Below are 16,977 nucleotides of genomic sequence, written 5' to 3'. Positions count from 1 at the left end.
GGCATGGCGGCGGACGGAACCGAGGATTTCGCAGCGTTCGAGGTAACGGTTCCCGACGGGCTGACGCTGCGCGGCCGCGTCTTCGGAGAGGAGATCGGCGGAACGCCCGTCGTCTGCCTCGCCGGGCTCACCCGCAACGGTCGCGACTTCGCGCCGCTCGCCCAGTGGCTGGCGGACCATCCCGCGCGCCCCTTCAAGGTCGTGACGATCGATTCGCGCGGCCGCGGGGCATCCGATCGCGATCCAGATGCGAGCCGCTACACGGTTCCGGTCGAAGCCGGCGACGTGATCGCCGTCTGCGAGACGCTCGGCATCGCCCGCGCCGCCTTCATCGGCACCTCGCGCGGCGGCCTCATCCTCCATATCCTCGCCGCCCTCAGACCCGATCTCATTGCGGCTGCGGTCCTGAACGATATCGGCCCGGTCATCGAGGCGGAGGGACTGCGGCACATACAGGCCTATCTCGGCCGAAACACCCAGCTTTCGAACTTCACGCAGGCGGCTGACCATCTGCAGGCCGTCCACGGACCGCATTTCCCGGCCCTTTCCGGGGACGACTGGCAGGAGATGGCACGCGCCATCTATCGGGAGCAGAACGGGATGATCGAGGCGGACTGCGATCCGGCGATCGCCGAAGCGACGGTCGCTGCGGATTTCAGCGCTCCGTTGCCGGATCTCTGGCCACAGTTCGAGGCCTTCGCCGACTTGCCGCTGATGGCGATCCGCGGCGAGCATTCGACGCTTCTGTCCGAAGAGACGGTCAGGCAGATGGCGCGGCGCCACCCTGCCCTGCGACGGTCGACGGCGAGCGGTCAGGGGCATGCACCGCTCCTGCATCTCGGCGACTTACCCCGAAGCATCCATCGCTTTGTCGTCGAAAGCATCGGCTAGTTCGCCATCGTCCGCTCGAAGAGCGGACATGGAACCCCTTGTTTCAAAACGAAAAAGCCCGGCGCGAAGGCCGGGCTTTCCCTATAAGATCAGGTGATCCTATTAGAACGAACGCTGCAGGCGGAAGTAACCACCCCATGCGCCGTCGTCGCCAGCCCGGTCGGTGTCCTTGTACTGAACCGAAACCTTGGCAGCGAGGCCGGAAGCGATTGCGTAGTCGAGGGCTACGCCGGCCTTCCAGGTGTCGTAGTTGGCGAAGTTGGTGTTCCACCAGTACTGAACACCGGGGGTCAGGGTCAGCTTGTCGGTGAGCTTGGCAGCGTACGAAGCAGCAACGGTCCACTCGGAAGCACCGTAGTACTGGTTGTAACCGCTCGAGTAGATCGCGGCAAAGCCGAGCGTGCCCGGGCCGACTTCGGCTTCTACGATACCGCGGACAGCACCTTCGCTGTTGGCGAAGTCATAGCCGCCGAGCAGGTAAGCCGTAACCGGACCGAAGGTGGCCGAAACCTGGCCTTCGATGCCGACGCCGTCGTTGTTGCCGGCCGAAGCGTGCAGTTCGTCAACGAAGACGCCGACCTTGAAGGCGTCGGCAGCGTATTCGTAACCGATCGAGTTGATCAGGTTCGAACCGAGCTCGTCGGTTTCGCCGGCGAGGCCGTTATCCCAGTAGTTGTAGAAGTAACCGACCTTGAAGCCGCCGACGGTGATGGAAGCTTCGTCGAGAACGAAGGTGCCGGTCTGACCGTCTTCGTCACCCCAAGCGTAGAGAACGATGGTCGAACCGATCGTGCCGATTTCCGAGTCGTTCTTGGCGTCGAACTGAACGAGGCCGCGCGACTTGGCGTTCCAGTCGCTGGTGTTGGTGTTGTTGTCGTACGACCAGTTGAGCTGGGCGCGAACCGAACCGCTGATCTTGAGGCAGGTTTCGGTGCCGGGGATGTAGAAGTAGCCGGTGCCGAAAGCGTCGCAAACGCGAACGTATTCCATCGGCTCGGGCTCGGCAGCAACGATAGCGTCGGCAGCCTGAGCGCCGGAAACTACTGCGAGAGCAGCAGCGGAGCCGAGAAGAAGGCTCTTGATGTTCATATTGACCTCCAGTCAATTTTAAGGGGAGATCGACATCAATCATGCGTAAAAATATTATTATTCAATATGTTAGATGAGGTGACAAATTCGCTGTCAGAAGAAGACATGTTGTTCGGCACAGTTTTCGATGACGCCTGGCGCGTGAAATGCGTGGGCGCAACAGCGCTCGAGACAGTGCTCCGCTGGCGCCTCGGTCAAAGAAGAACAGTAGGGATGGAGTGTGTGCCTGTGGTCGTCGGGCGATGGCGTCGATGCAGACAAAAGTGGCGGAGAGGAAGGGATTCGAACCCTCGATACGCTTTTGACGTATACTCCCTTAGCAGGGGAGCGCCTTCGACCACTCGGCCACCTCTCCGGTGCGGCTTGATTATTTGCATAAGGGTCCGATTGCAAGGCCTTTTCGCCGGATTTCACATTTTCCGCAGGCTTCGATCGTCGCGAGCTGCTCCAGCGGAGAATCGGCCGGCCGAGCGCCAGGACGATTCGGCGCGAAATCCCACCGAAAGCCGATTTTGCTCCCCGATCCGGCGTGTCGGCGTGCCAAGTTGGCACAGCCCTGCCGCCCGATCGGCATGCTTCCAGTCCGGAAAGCCTCTTTCTCTTCGGCGGAAAACCGCAGAATCATGACAATCGGCGGCGGTAGCTCTTCCCCGAAGCGCATCGCTAAGTGCCGCATACGAAAGGACTTTCTTAATAAACGGTAAAGAAGCGCGCGGCTCGGAGGGTCGGTTTGTGTCCTTTCGGCAACAGCCTGTTGGGAAGGGGGGTGCGATATCTTCCTTTCGGCTGTTTGGTGATTGCATGACCGGTCGCGTTTTGTATTTTCAATCTCGGAAGCGAGGCGGTGGATCGTCCGTCTTCTGAAACCGACGGGGATGGGGCAGGGAATGCTGTCCTTCAGCCAAAGAACCCAGACCCATACGAAACTTGACTGGAGGTCAATATGAACATCAAGAGCCTTCTTCTCGGCTCCGCTGCTGCTCTCGCAGTAGTTTCCGGCGCTCAGGCTGCCGACGCTATCGTTGCTGCCGAGCCCGAGCCGATGGAATACGTTCGCGTTTGCGACGCTTTCGGCACCGGCTACTTCTACATCCCCGGCACCGAAACCTGCCTCAAGATCAGCGGCTACGTCCGTGCTCAGCTCGACTGGCAAAATGACCCGAACGTTCCTGCCGGCACCGACGAGTTCACGATGGATGCCCGCACCCGTGGCTATCTCGCGATCGAGGCCAAGAACGACTCCGAAATTGGCACGATCGGTTCCTACTTCGCGTTCAAGTCCTGGGGTAACGAAGACTACAGCAACTCCGCCTTTGAACTCGACGAGGCCTACATCACGGTCGGCGGCTTCAAGGTCGGCTACATGTACAACTACTGGGATAGCGGTCTCAACGGTGAAACCGACGATCTCGGCTCGAACCTGATCAACTCGATCGGCTACGAATACGCTGCCGACGCCTTCAAGGTCGGCGTCTTCGTCGATGAACTCTCCGACACCTATGGCGGCTTTGACATCCCCGGCTGGCCGGTTGATTACAGCGGCACCAACGGCGTCGGCATCGAAGGCCAGGTTTCGGCCACCTTCGGTCCGGTTACCGCCTACCTGCTCGGCGGCTATGACTTCGCAGCCGAAAACGGTGCCATCCGTGGCATCGTCGAAGCTGAAGTCGGTCCTGGCACCCTCGGCCTCGCCGCCATCTGGTCGTCGGGCGGGAATGCCTATTACGACCTCGCGGAATGGACAGTCGCCGCTTCGTATGCTGCCAAGCTCACCGACAAGCTGACCCTGACGCCCGGCTTCCAGTACTGGTGGAACACCGGCATGGTCAGCCTCAACGACTTCGGGGGTGATGATGCCTGGAAGGCTGGCGTAACCCTCGACTACGCAATTGCTTCCGGCCTCGCTGCCAAGGTTTCGGTTCAGTACGGTGACAGCAATGCTGCCGGCGTAGATGGCGTTTGGGACGGCTTCTTCCGCCTGCAGCGTTCGTTCTGATCGTCAAGCGATCACGTGAAATTGAGGTCCGGCTTTCGAGCCGGATCTTTCCCGGTCGTGGGAGGCGTCGGGTTTGAAGATCTTTCCTTTGTTCACAGCGGTTTCGGCATCAGAGATCATATTTGAAAGAGAGAAGGAGGTCTGGATAAGTCCACAGTCTGCATTGGCATGGAATGAGTACCCCGCGCATTTGCATGGTTGTTGAAGATAAATTTTAGGCATAACTTTATGAGCCCGCACTTTTGCGGGACGAAGGTTTTTTGCGTTTTGAGGAATTTGAGCGTGAGCAAGGCGGAGACGAAGACACTGGATTTCGATCAGCAGGTCGAGCTGCCGTCCTATCTTGTTCACTACCAGTATCGCCTCAATACGCCGATGGAGGTGAAGGAGACCTCGCTGCGAGCCATGTTCGGCAAGTATGGCGACCTCCTCTGGCTCAACGGCAGCCATAAATACAATGTCACCAATTTCATTAGTGAGCTTCACGATCTTCTGGATAATCCGAGCTTCTCCTCCTTCTCCCAGGAAATGCTCGACCAACTGATTGGTAAGTTGCGCAAGCGCGGTAACAGCAATGCCACCATCAACCGCAAGATGGCGGCCTTAAGCAAACTACTGCGAAAGGCGTACAAGATGGGCGACATACACAGTCTGCCGGAGTTCAAGCGGCAGAAGGAAAAGGCCGGACGCATCCGTTTCCTCGACGGAGAGGAAGAGATCGCGCTGTTCAACGAAATCCGGTCGCATTCCGAACTCTACCACCGCTTCTGCATCTTCCTGGTCGATACCGGTGCGCGCCTGAGCGAGGGCCTCGACCTGCGCTGGGGCGACATCACCGAAAGCCGCGTCACCTTCTGGGTCACCAAGTCCGGGCGCAGCCGCTCGGTCCCCCTCACCCATCGCGCCGCGAAGGCGATCGCCGCCTCGGACAAGCGCAAGCCGGGCCCCTTCAGCGACATCGACCAGCAACGCTTCCGAATTGCCTGGCATCAGGCGAAGGACGTGATCGGTCTCGGCGACGACAAGGACGTCGTTCCGCACATTCTGCGCCACACCTGCGCCTCGCGCCTCGTGCAGGGCGGCATCGACATTCGCCGCGTCCAGATGTGGCTCGGCCACCAGACCCTGCAGATGACCATGCGCTATGCGCACCTCGCCTCGCATGACCTCGACATGTGCGTCCCGATCCTGGAGCGTGCGGCTTCCGGCAAGTAATCGCTGCGGAAATCCCTTCCGCAGCGTCGTCCTCAGACCGCGACGGCACACCTTCTTTCCAAACTCGCAGATATCCCGAAAAGTGCACCGCAAAGATGCATGAGATTGCGGCTCCTCGCCGTCCGGCTTTCCTGTCGCGGCCTTCGTTCGCTGCGTCAGTAACCCGGACGCGAGGAAGTGGCGGTGTTCGCCCCCTCGCCGTCGCGATAGCGCGACCGCAAGCTGCGCAGCGCGCCGGAGAACTCGGTGACGTCGGCCCCAACGGCGACATAGCTCGCGCCGAGCGTGATATAGCGGCGGTTGAGCTCCTCGCTGAAGGTCAGGATGCCGGCGGCCTTGCCGGCCTTCACGATGGTGGCGATTGCGCTTTCGATCACCGACTGCACCTCCGGCGCATCCATCCGGCCGAGGAAGCCCATGTCGGCGGCGAGATCGGCCGGCCCGATGAAGACGCCGTCGACCCCGTCCACGGCGGCGATGTTTTCAAGATCCGCAATCGCCGCCCGGCTTTCCGCCTGGACGAGAAGACAGATGCCGTCGGAGGCCGTGTCGGCATAGTCGGGAATGGTGTTGAAGGCCGAGGCGCGGGCAACGGCCGCCCCGACGCCGCGCACGCCATGCGGCGGATAGCGGACGGCGCGCACCAGTTCCCGCGCCTGTTCGGCCGAATCGACCATCGGGATCAGCAAGGTCCGCGCCCCGATGTCGAGCAACTGCTTGATCATCCAGGTTTCACCGACCGGCGCGCGCACCACCGGCTCGGCGGAGGATGACGAGAGCGCCTGAAGCTGGGCGAGAATGCTGCGCAGATCGTTCGGGCCGTGCTCCCCGTCGATCACCAGCCAGTCGAAGCCAGCGTGACCGGCGATCTCGGCGGCAAGCGCATCGGCCATGTCGAGCCAGAGGCCGATCTGCGGCCGGCCTTCGCGGATTGCTCTCTTGAACAGGTTTTCACGGACAGCCATCGGTTCCCCTCAGGAAAGCAGCGTCTTGAGATCGAAGGCGGGGTCGGCGACCGCCGCCTTTTCGGCGTTTCGGCCGAGTTCCAGCAGCTTCTTGCCGGTCACATAGGCCTTGGCGTCGTTGATCGCGTCGACGGCGATCAACTGTTTCTCTTTATAATACCAGACGGAGAGGCTCTCCTCGCGGGCACCGGGCCGCACCACGGTTTCGTCATAGCCCATATTGAAGCCGGCGATCTGCAGCTTGACGTCGTACTGGTCGGACCAGAACCACGGCTTCGGATCATAGGGATCGGAGCCGCCGGCGATGACGGCGGCCGCGGCCTCCGCCTGGTCGACGGCGTTCTGGACCGATTCGAGCCGCACCGGCGCACCCTTCCAGGTGAAGACGGTACAGTCGCCCGCCGCATAGATCGACGGATCGGAGGTGCGGGCGAACGCATCGACGACGATGCCGCCAGCCGTATCGAGACCGGCATCGACGGCCAGCCGGTCGTTTGGTGTCACACCGATGCCGACGATCACGAAATCGACGTCGAGCACCGATCCATCGGAGAGCTCGGCGCCCTTGACCCTGCCCGCGTCACCAATCAGGCGAACGAGGCCGGTCTTTTCGCGGATGTCGACGCCGTTCTTCCGGTGGATGGCGCGCATGGCGTCCGCTGTCTCCTTCGCGGCGACGCGCTGCAGGATGCGGTCGGCCATTTCGATCAGCGTGACCTCGACGCCGAGCTTGCGGGCGACGGCCGCCGCCTCGAGGCCGATATAGCCGCCGCCGATGATGAGAAGCCGGCGCCCCTCTTTCATCTCTCCGGCCATCCTGTCCGCATCCTTGCGGTCGCGAACGGTATAGACGCCGTCGAGATCGCCGCCGATCGCCGCCGGCAGCCGTCGCGGCGTCGCGCCGGTCGCCAGCACCAGCGTCTCGTAGGGGATCGCAGTACCGTCGAAGAGACGCACGACCTTCTCGTCGCGGACGATCTCCTCGACCGGCGTCGACAACCGGATCTCGACCGCGTTCTCGGCGAACCAGTTTTCGGGACGGAACAGCAGCCTGTCGAAAGTCATCTCGCCGAGCAGGTATTTCTTGGAAAGCGGCGGGCGCTGGTAGGGAAGGCAGTCCTCCGCGCCGAGAATGGTGATCGGCCGCATGTCCTTCAGGCTCCGGAGCTTGGCGGCGACTGCAAATCCCGCCTGACCTGCCCCGACGATGACCAGTCTGCCCGTCACGTTGCTCTCCTGCAAAATCCGAAAAATGGCATGGAAGGTCGCCGGCGCACCGGCAGAAGGAATGGTTTCAAGGGGTACCGCCAAAGCCGCAGGGCCGTCAAGCAAGCAGCGGCCGTGCCACGACAATTCCGCCGTTCAGCCTGCATTCAGCCATGCGGGGCGACTATCCCTGCCAAGCCTGCATCCAGGAGGTATCCCGATGGCAACCAACATCTACGGCACGAGCTACAACGACGTCATCTATCAGGACGGCTACCCATACGTGAACATCTACGCCTATGGCGGCAACGACCGGATCTACCTGAACCTGGGCGGCAACTATGGCGGCTTCAATTATGTGAACGCCGGTAGCGGCAACGACCGCGTCGAGAACACCTTCGAGGGCGGCAACCGCATCTATCTCGGCGCGGGCGACGACGTCTATCTCGGCACTGGCTTCTCGACTGCGGCGGATTACGTCGACCAGGTGAACGCCGGCGACGGCAATGACGCCATCCAGGTCTACACCTACCAGAGCATCTATAATGGCGAGGCCGGCAACGACCGCTTCTACTCGGTCGGCTGGGCGAACACCTTCCACGGCGGCACCGGTACCGACCTGATCAGCTACAAGATCCAGGACGGAGACGCCGACCTCAGGGGCTACGGCATCAAGATCGATCTCGGCAACGGCTATGCCACCGCCACCGGCTCCGAGCGCGAAACGCTGATCAGCATCGAGAACGCCGTCGGCACCGGTTATGCCGACACGATCCTCGGCTCGAGCGTCGCCAACACGCTCTGGGGCGACAACGGCAACGACCTTCTGAACGGCTACGGCGGCAACGACATCCTGCTGGGTGGCAACGGCAATGACCGCATCTACGGCGGTTCGGGCAACGACCGGATCTACGGGGATGCCGGCTACGATGTCATGACCGGCGGCACCGGCGCCGACACCTTCCATTTCACCAAGATCACCGACACCCGCGTCGGCGCCTATCGCGACGTCGTCAGCGACTTCCATCGCAGCGAGGGCGACAAGATCGACCTGCGCTCGATCGACGCCGACACCCACCACACCGGCAATCAGACCTTCGACTTCATCGGCACGGCCGCCTTCAGCCACACCGAGGGCGAATTGCGGTTCTCCGGCGGCGTGCTCTCCGGCGACGTGAACGGGGACGGCGTCGCCGACTTCCAGGTCGGGGTCTCCGGATTGACCCGCATGTATGCGAGCGATTTCTATCTCTGATCCACCAGGGATGAAGCGAAGGCCCGGCACCTCGCGAGAGGTGTCGGGCCTTTTTCGTTTCATCTCAAGGGATTGACATAACTCATTCCGTCACGGAATGACATCATGCGCTCGTAAAATTCAAACGATTTTGGCTAATCGCCGCAAATTTAAGGCTTTTCCTTCCATGAAAGGTGATATAGCAATAGGCCAAAATCCGTTGAATTCATGCAGGGACGGCGAAATGACAGACCACCATCCAGCAACTCCGGAACAGGCACGCGCCAAGATGGCCGCCTTCGTCTGGGACGACCCCTTCCTCCTCGAGGAGCAGTTGACCGACGAAGAGCGCATGATCCGCGACACCGCCCGCGCGTACTGCCAGGACAGGCTCGCGAGCCGGGTGACCGAGGCCAACCGCCACGAGATCTTCCATCGCGAGATCATGACCGAGATGGGGGAACTGGGTCTCCTCGGTCCGACCATTCCGGAAGAATTCGGCGGCGTCGGCGCCAATTACGTCTCCTACGGGCTCGTCGCCCGCGAGGTCGAGCGCGTCGATTCGGGTTATCGCTCCGCCATGTCGGTGCAGTCTTCGCTCGTCATGCACCCGATCTTCGCCTACGGCACCGACGAACAGCGCGCCAAGTACCTGCCGAAGCTCGCAAGCGGCGAGTGGGTCGGTTGCTTCGGCCTCACCGAACCCGACCACGGCTCCGATCCGGGCTCGATGATCACCCGCGCGAAGAAGGTCGACGGCGGCTATCTCGTCTCCGGCGCGAAGAACTGGATCACCAATTCGCCGATCGCCGATGTCGCGGTGGTCTGGGCGAAGTCCGACGCGCATGACGGCAAGATCAAGGGCTTCATCCTCGAACGCGGGATGAAGGGCTTCGAGACGCCGAAGATCGAGGGCAAGTTCTCGCTGCGCGCCTCCGTCACCGGCATGATCCAGATGGACGAGGTCTTCGTTCCCGACGAAAACCTGCTGCCGCACGTCGCGGGTCTCGCAGGCCCGTTCGGCTGCCTCAACCGCGCCCGCTACGGCATCGCCTGGGGTGCGCTGGGCGCCGCCGAATTCTGCTGGCATGCCGCGCGGCAGTATACGCTCGACCGCAAGCAGTTCGGCAAGCCGCTCGCCGCCACCCAGCTCGTCCAGAAGAAGCTCGCCGACATGGAGACCGAGATCGCCCTCGGGCTTCAGGGCGTTCTGCGCCTCGGACGCCTCTTCGACGAGCATCGCGCACCCGCCGAACTCATCTCGATGATGAAGCGCAACAATTGCGGCAAGGCGCTCGACATTGCCCGCGTCGCCCGCGACATGCACGGCGGCAACGGCGTTTCCGACGAATACGGCATCATCCGCCACGTCATGAACCTGGAAGCCGTCAACACCTATGAGGGCACGCACGACATCCATGCGCTGATCCTCGGCCGCGCCCAGACCGGCCTGCAGGCGTTCCAGTAAGCCTCGGCGCCATTCCCGACCCAGGAGAAGCCGTGCCGGGCGACCGGCACGGCTTCTTCTTTGAGCGTCATGCGAAGCGGCTGAACACCAGGGCGGCATTCACCCCGCCGAAGCCGAAGGCGTTCGACAGGACATGGTCGACCCGAACCGGCGACGCCTTGCCGCTCAGCAGGTTGAAACCTTCCGCCTCGGGCGCCGGCTCCTCGATATTGAGGCCCGCCGGCAGCAGGCCGTCGCGGATTGCGAGGATCGAGAAGACGGCCTCGATCGCGCCGGCCGCTCCGAGCATGTGCCCCGTCGCCGATTTGGTCGAACTGACGGCGACGCCGCCGCCACGTGGGCCGAAGACCTTTTCCAGGGCCGCCAGCTCCGCCGCGTCACCAACCGGCGTCGATGTTGCGTGCGCATTGACGTAGCCGATCTCCTCCGGTGCAAGCCCTGCCGCGGCCAGCGCCAGCTCCATCGCCCGGGCCGCCTCGCGCCCATCGGGCCAGCCCGCCGTGACGTGATGGGCGTCGGTGGTGGTGCCGTAACCGGACAACACCGCCAGCGGACGGGCGCCGCGCGCCTCGGCATGGCCGAGCCGCTCGATCACCAGCATGGCCGCACCCTCGGAAAGGACGAAGCCGTCATGATGCGCATCGAACGGGCGGGAGGCGCGATGCGGTTCGTCGTTGAAGCCGAAGGAGAGCGCCTTTGCCGCGGTGAAGCCGCCGATCGCGACCGGGTCCACGCAGGCTTCCGTGCCGCCGCAGAGTGCGATGTCGGCCTCGCCGCTGCGGATCAGGCGCATGGCATCGCCGATCGCCTGCGCGGAGGCGGCGCAGGCCGTAACCGGAGCCCCTGACGGACCGTGAAAGCCGAAGCGGATGGAGACCTGCCCGGTCGCGAGATTGGGCAGGAAGGAGGGAACGACGAAGGGGGAAAGGCGCCGCGTGCCGGAGGTGCGGATCAGTTCCGTCGCCGCGGTGATCGCAGGCACGCCGCCGACGCCGGTGCCGATGATGGTCGCCGTGCGCATGCCGTCCGCCGGGTCGTCCGGATGCCAGCCGGCCTGGTCCAGCGCCTCCTTCGCCGCCGCCATGGCATAATGAATGAAAAGGTCGGTCCGCCGGAGTTCCCGCGGGTCCATCGCCGCCTCGGGATCGAAGCCGTGCGGGTCGTCCGTATGGCTCGGCACCAGGCCGGCAATCCTGCATTTCCAGCCTTCGGTGTCGAAGCGCGTATTGGTGCGAATGCCGCTCTCGCCGGCAAGCAACCGGCTCCAGGTGGCATCGACGCCGGCGCCCAGGGGCGAGACGGCACCGAGGCCGGTTATGACGATTGGTTCATGCATCCGCGATCTCCTGCTTGTAGCATCCTGCGCCCGTGCATTTACACTGTGTATATGCACTATACAAGCAACAACTTGCCGACCGGACCGAAGCCTCATCGTGCCAGATGGCGGGCGACCTTGAGATAGGTGGCGATCTCGTCGGCGGTAAGGCCGGTCAGGAGGCCGGGCTGGGCGTCGCGCCACGCGACGACGAGCTGGTCGAGCAATGCGTCGCCCTCCTCCGTCAGCCTACAGAACCTGGCATTGCCGGAAGCGCCGGGGACACGGCGCACGAGCCCCTTGCGTTCGAGGAGGTCCAGATTGCGGGTCAGGCTGGTGCGGTCGAGCGAGATGCGCTGTGCCAGCGAGGCCACGGGCTCCTCCGGGTGGGAGCGGATTGCCCCGAGAAGCGAAAACTGCTGCACCGTGACGCCGAAGGGCTTCAGCCTGGCATCATAGCGGCGCAGCAGAGAGCGCGCTGCGGAAACCGTATTGAGGACGAGGCAGTCGGCGAGTTCTTCGGACATCGGCATGGGCAAACCTTGTGGTGACTTCGCGCGCCGTGTCAATGCCTTACGCCGGGACCGCCGCCGCTCAGCGCGGCAGCAGGCCGTAAGGCAGGCCGCGGCGCCGGCCGTGCATCATCACCAACGCCGTCAGCGCCAGCATGCCCGTCTCCGCAAAAAGCGCGACCCGCCAGATTCCCGCCTCGCCGAAGAAGAACGGCAGGAGGAAGGTGAGCGGAATCGAGAGCAGATACGGCCGCGCCAGTCCGAACAGGGCCGCCCGCCCCGCATCGCCGATCGCCTGGAAATAGGCGCCGAGCATCATCACCGGGCCGAACAGGACATAGACCGCGAGCATCCACGGGATGATCCGGACAAACTCGGCCGCCACCAGCGCGTCACCGGAAAACGCCCGGCCGATCGGCCCGGCGGCCAGCACGATGGGCGCTTCGACGGAGAGGCAGTAGAAAAAGGCCGAGACGACAGCGATCGCGAGGCTCTCGGCCACCCGCCGACGCTCTCCGGCGCCGAGATTGTTGCCGCAGATCGTCTGGAAGGCGAGCCCCAGCCCCATCAGCGGCAGGTAGGCGAAGGAGAGGATGCGGGTCACGATGCCGTAGGCGGCCACCGTCTCGACGTAGTGCACCGTCTGCCACCGCGCGAGATTGACGATGATCGCCGCCGAGGCGAGCGAAATGCCGAGAAAGCCGAGACTTGCCGGCGCACCGAGGGCGAGAATGCCGCGCATGTCACCGAGGCTCGGCCGTCCGCTCTCCATCGCCTCGCCTGCCGCGTGACGCCTGCGCCATGTGAGGACGGCGGCGAGGCATGCCGCCTGCGCGGTGGCGGAACTCAGCGCCGAGCCCGCCGCTCCCAGACCGAGCACCGCGATCATCAGCCAGTTGAGGAGAATGTTGAGGAGTGCTGCGGCGACCGTGATGCGGGTCATGGTTGCGATCCTCCCCTCGCAACGCAGCCGGTCGATCTCGACGGCGAGGAACATGGCCACGGGCTGAGCCACCACGGCGACCGCCATGAAGGCCACGGCGAGCATCGCCACCTCGCCGTCGCCGCCGGCCGCGACAGAGATGAGATCCCGGCCGACGGTCCAATAGAAGAGGTTGAGAAGGGTTGCTATCGCGAGTGCCAGCCGGCGAGCCGAGGCGACAACAGACAGGGCACCCGCCGCTTCTCCCGCACCGAGGCGCCGGGCGAGAATGCTCGCCATGCCGGAGGCGACGAGCGCCTGCAATGCCAGCATGGCCATCAGCGCGGGAAAGAGAAGCGTGACCGCGGAGAGTGCCGCAGCACCCACATAGGCGCCGAGGAACCAGGCATCGACGATGACGTAGAGGCCATTCAAAAGCATGATGGCCACGATCGGCATCGCCGTGCGCAGGAAGAGCCGGGGAATGCTTCCGGCGAGATAGGGATTTCCGAGAGATTGAGATGTCATGACGAATCCTGACGACGGGCGCCGGACCGGCAATGAAGCCGTTCCGGACCGCGTCTTTGAACTGGATGGGGGAACCGACCGGCGCTAAGCGTCGAGCACGATGTGCGGACGGCCGTTCGAGGTGCGCTGGGGAGAGACCCCTCGCCCGTCGATCGTGCCGCTGACGCGCTGGCGAAACGCCGAGAAGCTGTCGAAGGTCACGATGTCGACCGGTTCGTCGAAATGCAGCGTGATCGCGTGGTAGTCGCTGTTCGAGAGCTTGCGCATCGCGAGCACCTTGGCGCGGAATCGCTGGCCGAGATACTCGCCGGTCACGACCGCGCCGACGGTGGCCGGCGGTGCCGGGACGTTGTCGGTCCTGGCGGCGATTGCGGACAGCGTGTTCCAGTCGCGCGCGCCGTGGCTCTTCGCAACGAGTTCGAGCGCGGCGCTGTGGGTGAGCGGAGTTCCCGCCGCGGACATCGCCTCGCGCAACCGGCGGGCCTGGGATTTCAAATCGTCAATGGTCAGATGGGCCATGCTCATGGCAGCCTCCTTCTTCCGTGGCACGCGTATCTTGAACAGGGGGCTCGCATTGCCCCATGACGCATGCACGTGATGGGCTTTCCATGAACGAGGGAGGACTTCACCAAAGGTTTTCACCCGCGAGCGGCCGGCGCCTCAACCGGCCCTTTTAATGGGGTGCCGGCGCCGGTCTGTCAAGGAGCGCCGCGGGGACGGACACGGGCGACCGCCCCGAAGCGGGAAAAATTGAGCGGCGGCGTTGAGAAAACGTCAGTAATCTTTCGCTAGATTGATGGCACGACGTCAATTCAGGGAGGGTGAAATGCCTCTGAGGATCGCACCGGACGCCAAAAGAGAGATTCCGCAGGACCAGGTCTACGAGAAATACTCGGTCGACCGGCCCGGCAAGATCATCTTCGTCGGCCGTCATCTGAGCACCAAGAACTCGCTGCGCTGCCTCGTCAGGACGATCTCGCTCTACGGCGCCGAGGTCGAGCTCAGCCCGCACGTGATGCTGCCCAACCACTTCTTCCTTGAAATCCTCGGCATTCACGACGAGATCGGATGCACCTTCATCCGCCGTGAGGAAGAGAAGGTGACCGTCGGCTTCAACATGCTGATCGATCCGGAGTTCCTGCACCACGTGGTGCGGCTCTCGTTCGAACTCTAGAAACGCCTGCGCCCGCAAACGAAGACGCCTCCGGCCGCAAGACCGGAGGCGTTCTTTTTCTTGTCTTCTCGCGCGCGGTCACGCAAGTGACGCGAGGTGCTTCTCGATCTCCGGAACCGTCTCCTTCACCATGTCCTTGGCCACCTCGGCGCGGATGACACCCTCCGGCAGCCCGTCGAGTGCGTCGCGCAGAACGCCGAGCGCCCTCGGCGGCGCGACAAGGATGAGCGCCGTGATCTCATGTGCCTCTACCAACTCGGAGACCTTTGCGGCGATATCCTTCAGGAACTCCGTCTCGGCCTGGTCGTGCCAGTCGGTTTCCCCCATGCTGCTGCGCCTCGCTCCCGCCGAGGAGAAGGCGCGGCCCGGCTGGTCGACGCCGAGATCCCGGGTCGCCTCGACATGCTGGCCCATGTGATCGGCGACCGTCAGGTTGACGAGATCGGCATCCCCGTCATTGCGCAGGAACAGCGCCTTGCCGCCGTCGCATACGACCACCCAGGCTTTCCGACCAATTACGATCCCGCTCATGTCTGCCTCCTTGGTTGCGGGGCCGTTCGCCCCTTTTCGTGATTGTAGGCATCTCGTCCGGCCTGTTCAAGCAAGCGCGAATATACCTGCCCCGGTATCGCCCTCCCGCACGCGGCGACAAGGGTGTCCGTTCTTTCGAAAGCTAGGCCAGTCGGAACCTCGCAACATTGATTGTGATCAAATTATAACGCTCTGTGCGACGTCCCGCACCCCGGAAACCCGGCAAAATGTCATTTCGCTAAAAAGCGATGGATTCCGTTGACGGCAAGACAACGGTTTTGCTGCAGCCTCGACAAAAGGCGCCATCTTTCGGGGGTTTGGGAACGTGAGCATGCTGCGCGCGACGCATCTGGCGAAGGTGCAATCGGAAATGTACGAACGGCGATGGGAACGCTTCTACGTGAAGCGCCCGGCCCGCATCGTCGCGGTGAACCGCGGCCTTTCCGGCATCACCATGCGTCACTGCGAGATCGTCGACATCTCGCAGGGCGGTGCAGGCATCCATGTCTCGACCACGATCGGCCTGCCGGAACACTATTACCTGCAGGTACCCGGGATTTCCGAGCGCATCGGCTGCGCCGAGGTCTACCGCAACGGCAGCCGGGTTGGCGTGAGGTTCATCATGGCGTTGCCGGAAAACATGCTGCACCGGATCGTCCGCGCCGATTTCATGATCGGCGAGAAAATGGAACGGGCACAGCGCCGGTGAACCGAAGGCCGGCAATCCGGCCTTGCGTCCGCCGCCGTTGTTTCTATTGTACCGGCGTTTCGCAACTCGCCGGGAAATTTGCAGAATGACCGCCTTCTCGCGCTTCACGCCGCTGATCAGCGCCCTGCCCTCCACCGTTCCCTTCGTCGGCCCGGAAGCCATCGAGCGCCAGCGCGGGCGGCCTGTGCTCGCGCGCATCGGCGCCAATGAAAGCGGCTTCGGCCCGGCACCCTCGGTGCTTGCGGCCATTGCCGCCAGATCCGGAGAAATCTGGAAATACAACGACCCCGAAAACCACGCCCTGAAGGCGGCACTCGCCACCCATCTCGGCACGGCATCGGCGAACATCGCGGTCGGCGAAGGTGTCGACAGCCTGCTCGGGCTGATCGTGCGGCTCGTCATCGAGCCCGGCATGCCGGTCGTCACCTCGCTCGGCGGCTATCCGACCTTCAACTTCCACGTCAACGGTTTCGGTGGCCGGCTGGTCACAGTGCCTTATGTCGACGACCGCGAGGATATCGACGGACTTCTCGCGGCGGTCAAGCGGGAGAATGCGCCGCTCGTCTATTTCGCCAATCCCGACAATCCGATGGGGAGCTGGTGGGATGCGGCGAGCATCACCGCCTTTGCCCGCGCGCTGCCGGAAACCACCCTGCTGGTGCTGGACGAAGCCTACTGCGAGACCGCGCCCGCCGGTTCCACACCTCCGATCTCCGACCTCATCGACCTGCCGAACGTCATCCGCACCCGCACCTTCTCGAAGGCCTACGGGCTTGCCGGCGCCCGTGTCGGCTATGCGATCGGCACGCCCGGCACCGTTTCGGCCTTCGACAAGATTCGCAATCATTTCGGCATGGCGCGGCTGTCGACCGAAGCGGCGCTCGCCGCACTCGCCGACCAGACCTATCTCGCCGAGGTGCTCGGCCGCATCTCCGCCGCCCGCGATCGCATCAGCGCGATCGCGCGGGCGAACGGGCTCGATCCGCTGCCGTCGGCGACGAACTTCGTCGCGATCGACTGCGGCGGCGACGGCATCCGCGCGCGTGCCATCGTCGACGGGCTGATGGAGCACGGCATCTTCATCCGCATGCCGGGCGTGGCGCCGCTCAACCGCTGTATCCGCGTCAGCGCCGGCCTTGCCGCCGACCTCGATCTCTTCGAGGAAAGCCTGCCGAAGGTGCTGAAGACGCTCTGAGCGGCCGAGGCTTTCCCGGAGAAACGA

The 16,977-nt window shown here is 63.5% G+C and carries 16 protein-coding genes and 1 tRNA gene; 8 read left to right on the top strand and 9 right to left on the bottom strand.

Annotated features, from left to right (window positions below):
• Positions 1 to 3 precede the first annotated feature (3 nt).
• Complete coding sequence (locus NHF53_RS06105; protein WP_252833511.1) at positions 4 to 891, top strand: alpha/beta fold hydrolase; 888 nt, start codon at positions 4 to 6, stop codon at positions 889 to 891.
• A gap of 102 nt (positions 892 to 993) precedes the next feature.
• Here the strand turns inward: NHF53_RS06105 and NHF53_RS06100 are convergent, their stop codons facing one another.
• Together NHF53_RS06100 and NHF53_RS06095 are read right to left on the bottom strand one after the other, a co-directional pair.
• The gene (locus tag NHF53_RS06100) at positions 994 to 1,980 is read right to left on the bottom strand and encodes a porin (RefSeq protein WP_252833510.1); all 987 of its coding nucleotides are present in this window, start codon (positions 1,978 to 1,980) and stop codon (positions 994 to 996) included.
• A gap of 264 nt (positions 1,981 to 2,244) precedes the next feature.
• Positions 2,245 to 2,335 (bottom strand) — tRNA-Ser (locus NHF53_RS06095).
• A 588-nt stretch (positions 2,336 to 2,923) separates the two neighbouring features.
• On the opposite strand from NHF53_RS06095, the gene NHF53_RS06090 reads away from it, so the two are divergent.
• Positions 2,924 to 3,976 (top strand): porin, encoded by a 1,053-nt coding sequence (locus NHF53_RS06090; RefSeq protein WP_252833509.1) that lies wholly within the window; start codon positions 2,924 to 2,926, stop codon positions 3,974 to 3,976.
• A gap of 375 nt (positions 3,977 to 4,351) precedes the next feature.
• Positions 4,352 to 5,191 carry a site-specific integrase gene (locus NHF53_RS06085; RefSeq protein ID WP_252834923.1) on the top strand — a complete coding sequence of 280 codons (840 nt, stop codon included), beginning with the start codon at positions 4,352 to 4,354 and terminating at the stop codon, positions 5,189 to 5,191.
• 155 nt (positions 5,192 to 5,346) lie between these two features.
• Here the strand turns inward: NHF53_RS06085 and NHF53_RS06080 are convergent, their stop codons facing one another.
• Both NHF53_RS06080 and NHF53_RS06075 read right to left on the bottom strand, forming a co-directional pair.
• Positions 5,347 to 6,156: an aldolase/citrate lyase family protein gene (locus tag NHF53_RS06080; protein ID WP_252833508.1), complete on the bottom strand. Its 810-nt coding sequence runs from the start codon at positions 6,154 to 6,156 to the stop codon at positions 5,347 to 5,349.
• A 9-nt stretch (positions 6,157 to 6,165) separates the two neighbouring features.
• A complete protein-coding gene (locus NHF53_RS06075; RefSeq protein ID WP_252833507.1) occupies positions 6,166 to 7,383 on the bottom strand; it encodes an FAD-dependent oxidoreductase in 1,218 nt (405 codons plus the stop codon).
• A gap of 199 nt (positions 7,384 to 7,582) precedes the next feature.
• On the opposite strand from NHF53_RS06075, the gene NHF53_RS06070 reads away from it, so the two are divergent.
• Together NHF53_RS06070 and NHF53_RS06065 are read left to right on the top strand one after the other, a co-directional pair.
• Positions 7,583 to 8,617 (top strand): calcium-binding protein, encoded by a 1,035-nt coding sequence (locus NHF53_RS06070; protein ID WP_252833506.1) that lies wholly within the window; start codon positions 7,583 to 7,585, stop codon positions 8,615 to 8,617.
• A 223-nt stretch (positions 8,618 to 8,840) separates the two neighbouring features.
• Complete coding sequence (locus NHF53_RS06065) at positions 8,841 to 10,064, top strand: acyl-CoA dehydrogenase (protein WP_252833505.1); 1,224 nt, start codon at positions 8,841 to 8,843, stop codon at positions 10,062 to 10,064.
• A 67-nt stretch (positions 10,065 to 10,131) separates the two neighbouring features.
• Here the strand turns inward: NHF53_RS06065 and fabF are convergent, their stop codons facing one another.
• The 4 genes from fabF to NHF53_RS06045 form a co-directional block, all read right to left on the bottom strand.
• The gene (gene fabF / locus NHF53_RS06060) at positions 10,132 to 11,400 is read right to left on the bottom strand and encodes a beta-ketoacyl-ACP synthase II (RefSeq protein WP_252833504.1); all 1,269 of its coding nucleotides are present in this window, start codon (positions 11,398 to 11,400) and stop codon (positions 10,132 to 10,134) included.
• Between the two features lie 92 nt (positions 11,401 to 11,492).
• Positions 11,493 to 11,912 carry a MarR family winged helix-turn-helix transcriptional regulator gene (locus tag NHF53_RS06055; protein WP_252833503.1) on the bottom strand — a complete coding sequence of 140 codons (420 nt, stop codon included), beginning with the start codon at positions 11,910 to 11,912 and terminating at the stop codon, positions 11,493 to 11,495.
• A 61-nt stretch (positions 11,913 to 11,973) separates the two neighbouring features.
• Positions 11,974 to 13,341 carry an MATE family efflux transporter gene (locus tag NHF53_RS06050; protein WP_252833502.1) on the bottom strand — a complete coding sequence of 456 codons (1,368 nt, stop codon included), beginning with the start codon at positions 13,339 to 13,341 and terminating at the stop codon, positions 11,974 to 11,976.
• 84 nt (positions 13,342 to 13,425) lie between these two features.
• Positions 13,426 to 13,866: a glyoxalase superfamily protein gene (locus tag NHF53_RS06045; RefSeq protein ID WP_252833501.1), complete on the bottom strand. Its 441-nt coding sequence runs from the start codon at positions 13,864 to 13,866 to the stop codon at positions 13,426 to 13,428.
• A 301-nt stretch (positions 13,867 to 14,167) separates the two neighbouring features.
• Between NHF53_RS06045 and NHF53_RS06040 the strand changes: the two genes are divergently transcribed.
• A complete protein-coding gene (locus tag NHF53_RS06040; protein ID WP_114361903.1) occupies positions 14,168 to 14,515 on the top strand; it encodes a hypothetical protein in 348 nt (115 codons plus the stop codon).
• A gap of 78 nt (positions 14,516 to 14,593) precedes the next feature.
• On the opposite strand, the gene NHF53_RS06035 is transcribed toward NHF53_RS06040, so the two are convergent.
• Positions 14,594 to 15,046 (bottom strand): host attachment protein, encoded by a 453-nt coding sequence (locus tag NHF53_RS06035; RefSeq protein WP_114361902.1) that lies wholly within the window; start codon positions 15,044 to 15,046, stop codon positions 14,594 to 14,596.
• A gap of 325 nt (positions 15,047 to 15,371) precedes the next feature.
• On the opposite strand from NHF53_RS06035, the gene NHF53_RS06030 reads away from it, so the two are divergent.
• Complete coding sequence (locus NHF53_RS06030; protein ID WP_252833500.1) at positions 15,372 to 15,755, top strand: PilZ domain-containing protein; 384 nt, start codon at positions 15,372 to 15,374, stop codon at positions 15,753 to 15,755.
• Between the two features lie 85 nt (positions 15,756 to 15,840).
• Entirely contained in the window at positions 15,841 to 16,950 is a 1,110-nt protein-coding gene (locus tag NHF53_RS06025; protein ID WP_252833499.1) for a pyridoxal phosphate-dependent aminotransferase, read from the top strand.
• The last annotated feature ends 27 nt before the right edge of the window (positions 16,951 to 16,977 follow it).

It is taken from the genome of Ciceribacter sp. RN22, assembly GCF_024054295.1.
In the GTDB taxonomy this organism is placed as follows: Bacteria; Pseudomonadota; Alphaproteobacteria; order Rhizobiales; family Rhizobiaceae; genus Allorhizobium; species Allorhizobium lividum.
Note: the sequence above shows the minus strand (reverse complement) of the source record. Positions and strands in the feature narration are given on the sequence as shown.

Excerpts from the sequence above, each read along its gene's own strand:
- NHF53_RS06105 (WP_252833511.1), top strand. The coding sequence starts at position 4 with ATGGCGGCGGACGGAACCGAGGATTTCGCAGCGTTCGAGGTAACGGTT.
- NHF53_RS06100 (WP_252833510.1), bottom strand. The coding sequence starts at position 1,980 with ATGAACATCAAGAGCCTTCTTCTCGGCTCCGCTGCTGCTCTCGCAGTA.
- NHF53_RS06090 (WP_252833509.1), top strand. The coding sequence starts at position 2,924 with ATGAACATCAAGAGCCTTCTTCTCGGCTCCGCTGCTGCTCTCGCAGTA.
- NHF53_RS06085 (WP_252834923.1), top strand. The coding sequence starts at position 4,352 with ATGGAGGTGAAGGAGACCTCGCTGCGAGCCATGTTCGGCAAGTATGGC.
- NHF53_RS06080 (WP_252833508.1), bottom strand. The coding sequence starts at position 6,156 with ATGGCTGTCCGTGAAAACCTGTTCAAGAGAGCAATCCGCGAAGGCCGG.
- NHF53_RS06070 (WP_252833506.1), top strand. The coding sequence starts at position 7,583 with ATGGCAACCAACATCTACGGCACGAGCTACAACGACGTCATCTATCAG.
- NHF53_RS06065 (WP_252833505.1), top strand. The coding sequence starts at position 8,841 with ATGACAGACCACCATCCAGCAACTCCGGAACAGGCACGCGCCAAGATG.
- fabF (WP_252833504.1), bottom strand. The coding sequence starts at position 11,400 with ATGCATGAACCAATCGTCATAACCGGCCTCGGTGCCGTCTCGCCCCTG.
- NHF53_RS06055 (WP_252833503.1), bottom strand. The coding sequence starts at position 11,912 with ATGCCGATGTCCGAAGAACTCGCCGACTGCCTCGTCCTCAATACGGTT.
- NHF53_RS06050 (WP_252833502.1), bottom strand. The coding sequence starts at position 13,341 with ATGACATCTCAATCTCTCGGAAATCCCTATCTCGCCGGAAGCATTCCC.
- NHF53_RS06045 (WP_252833501.1), bottom strand. The coding sequence starts at position 13,866 with ATGAGCATGGCCCATCTGACCATTGACGATTTGAAATCCCAGGCCCGC.
- NHF53_RS06040 (WP_114361903.1), top strand. The coding sequence starts at position 14,168 with ATGCCTCTGAGGATCGCACCGGACGCCAAAAGAGAGATTCCGCAGGAC.
- NHF53_RS06035 (WP_114361902.1), bottom strand. The coding sequence starts at position 15,046 with ATGAGCGGGATCGTAATTGGTCGGAAAGCCTGGGTGGTCGTATGCGAC.
- NHF53_RS06025 (WP_252833499.1), top strand. The coding sequence starts at position 15,841 with ATGACCGCCTTCTCGCGCTTCACGCCGCTGATCAGCGCCCTGCCCTCC.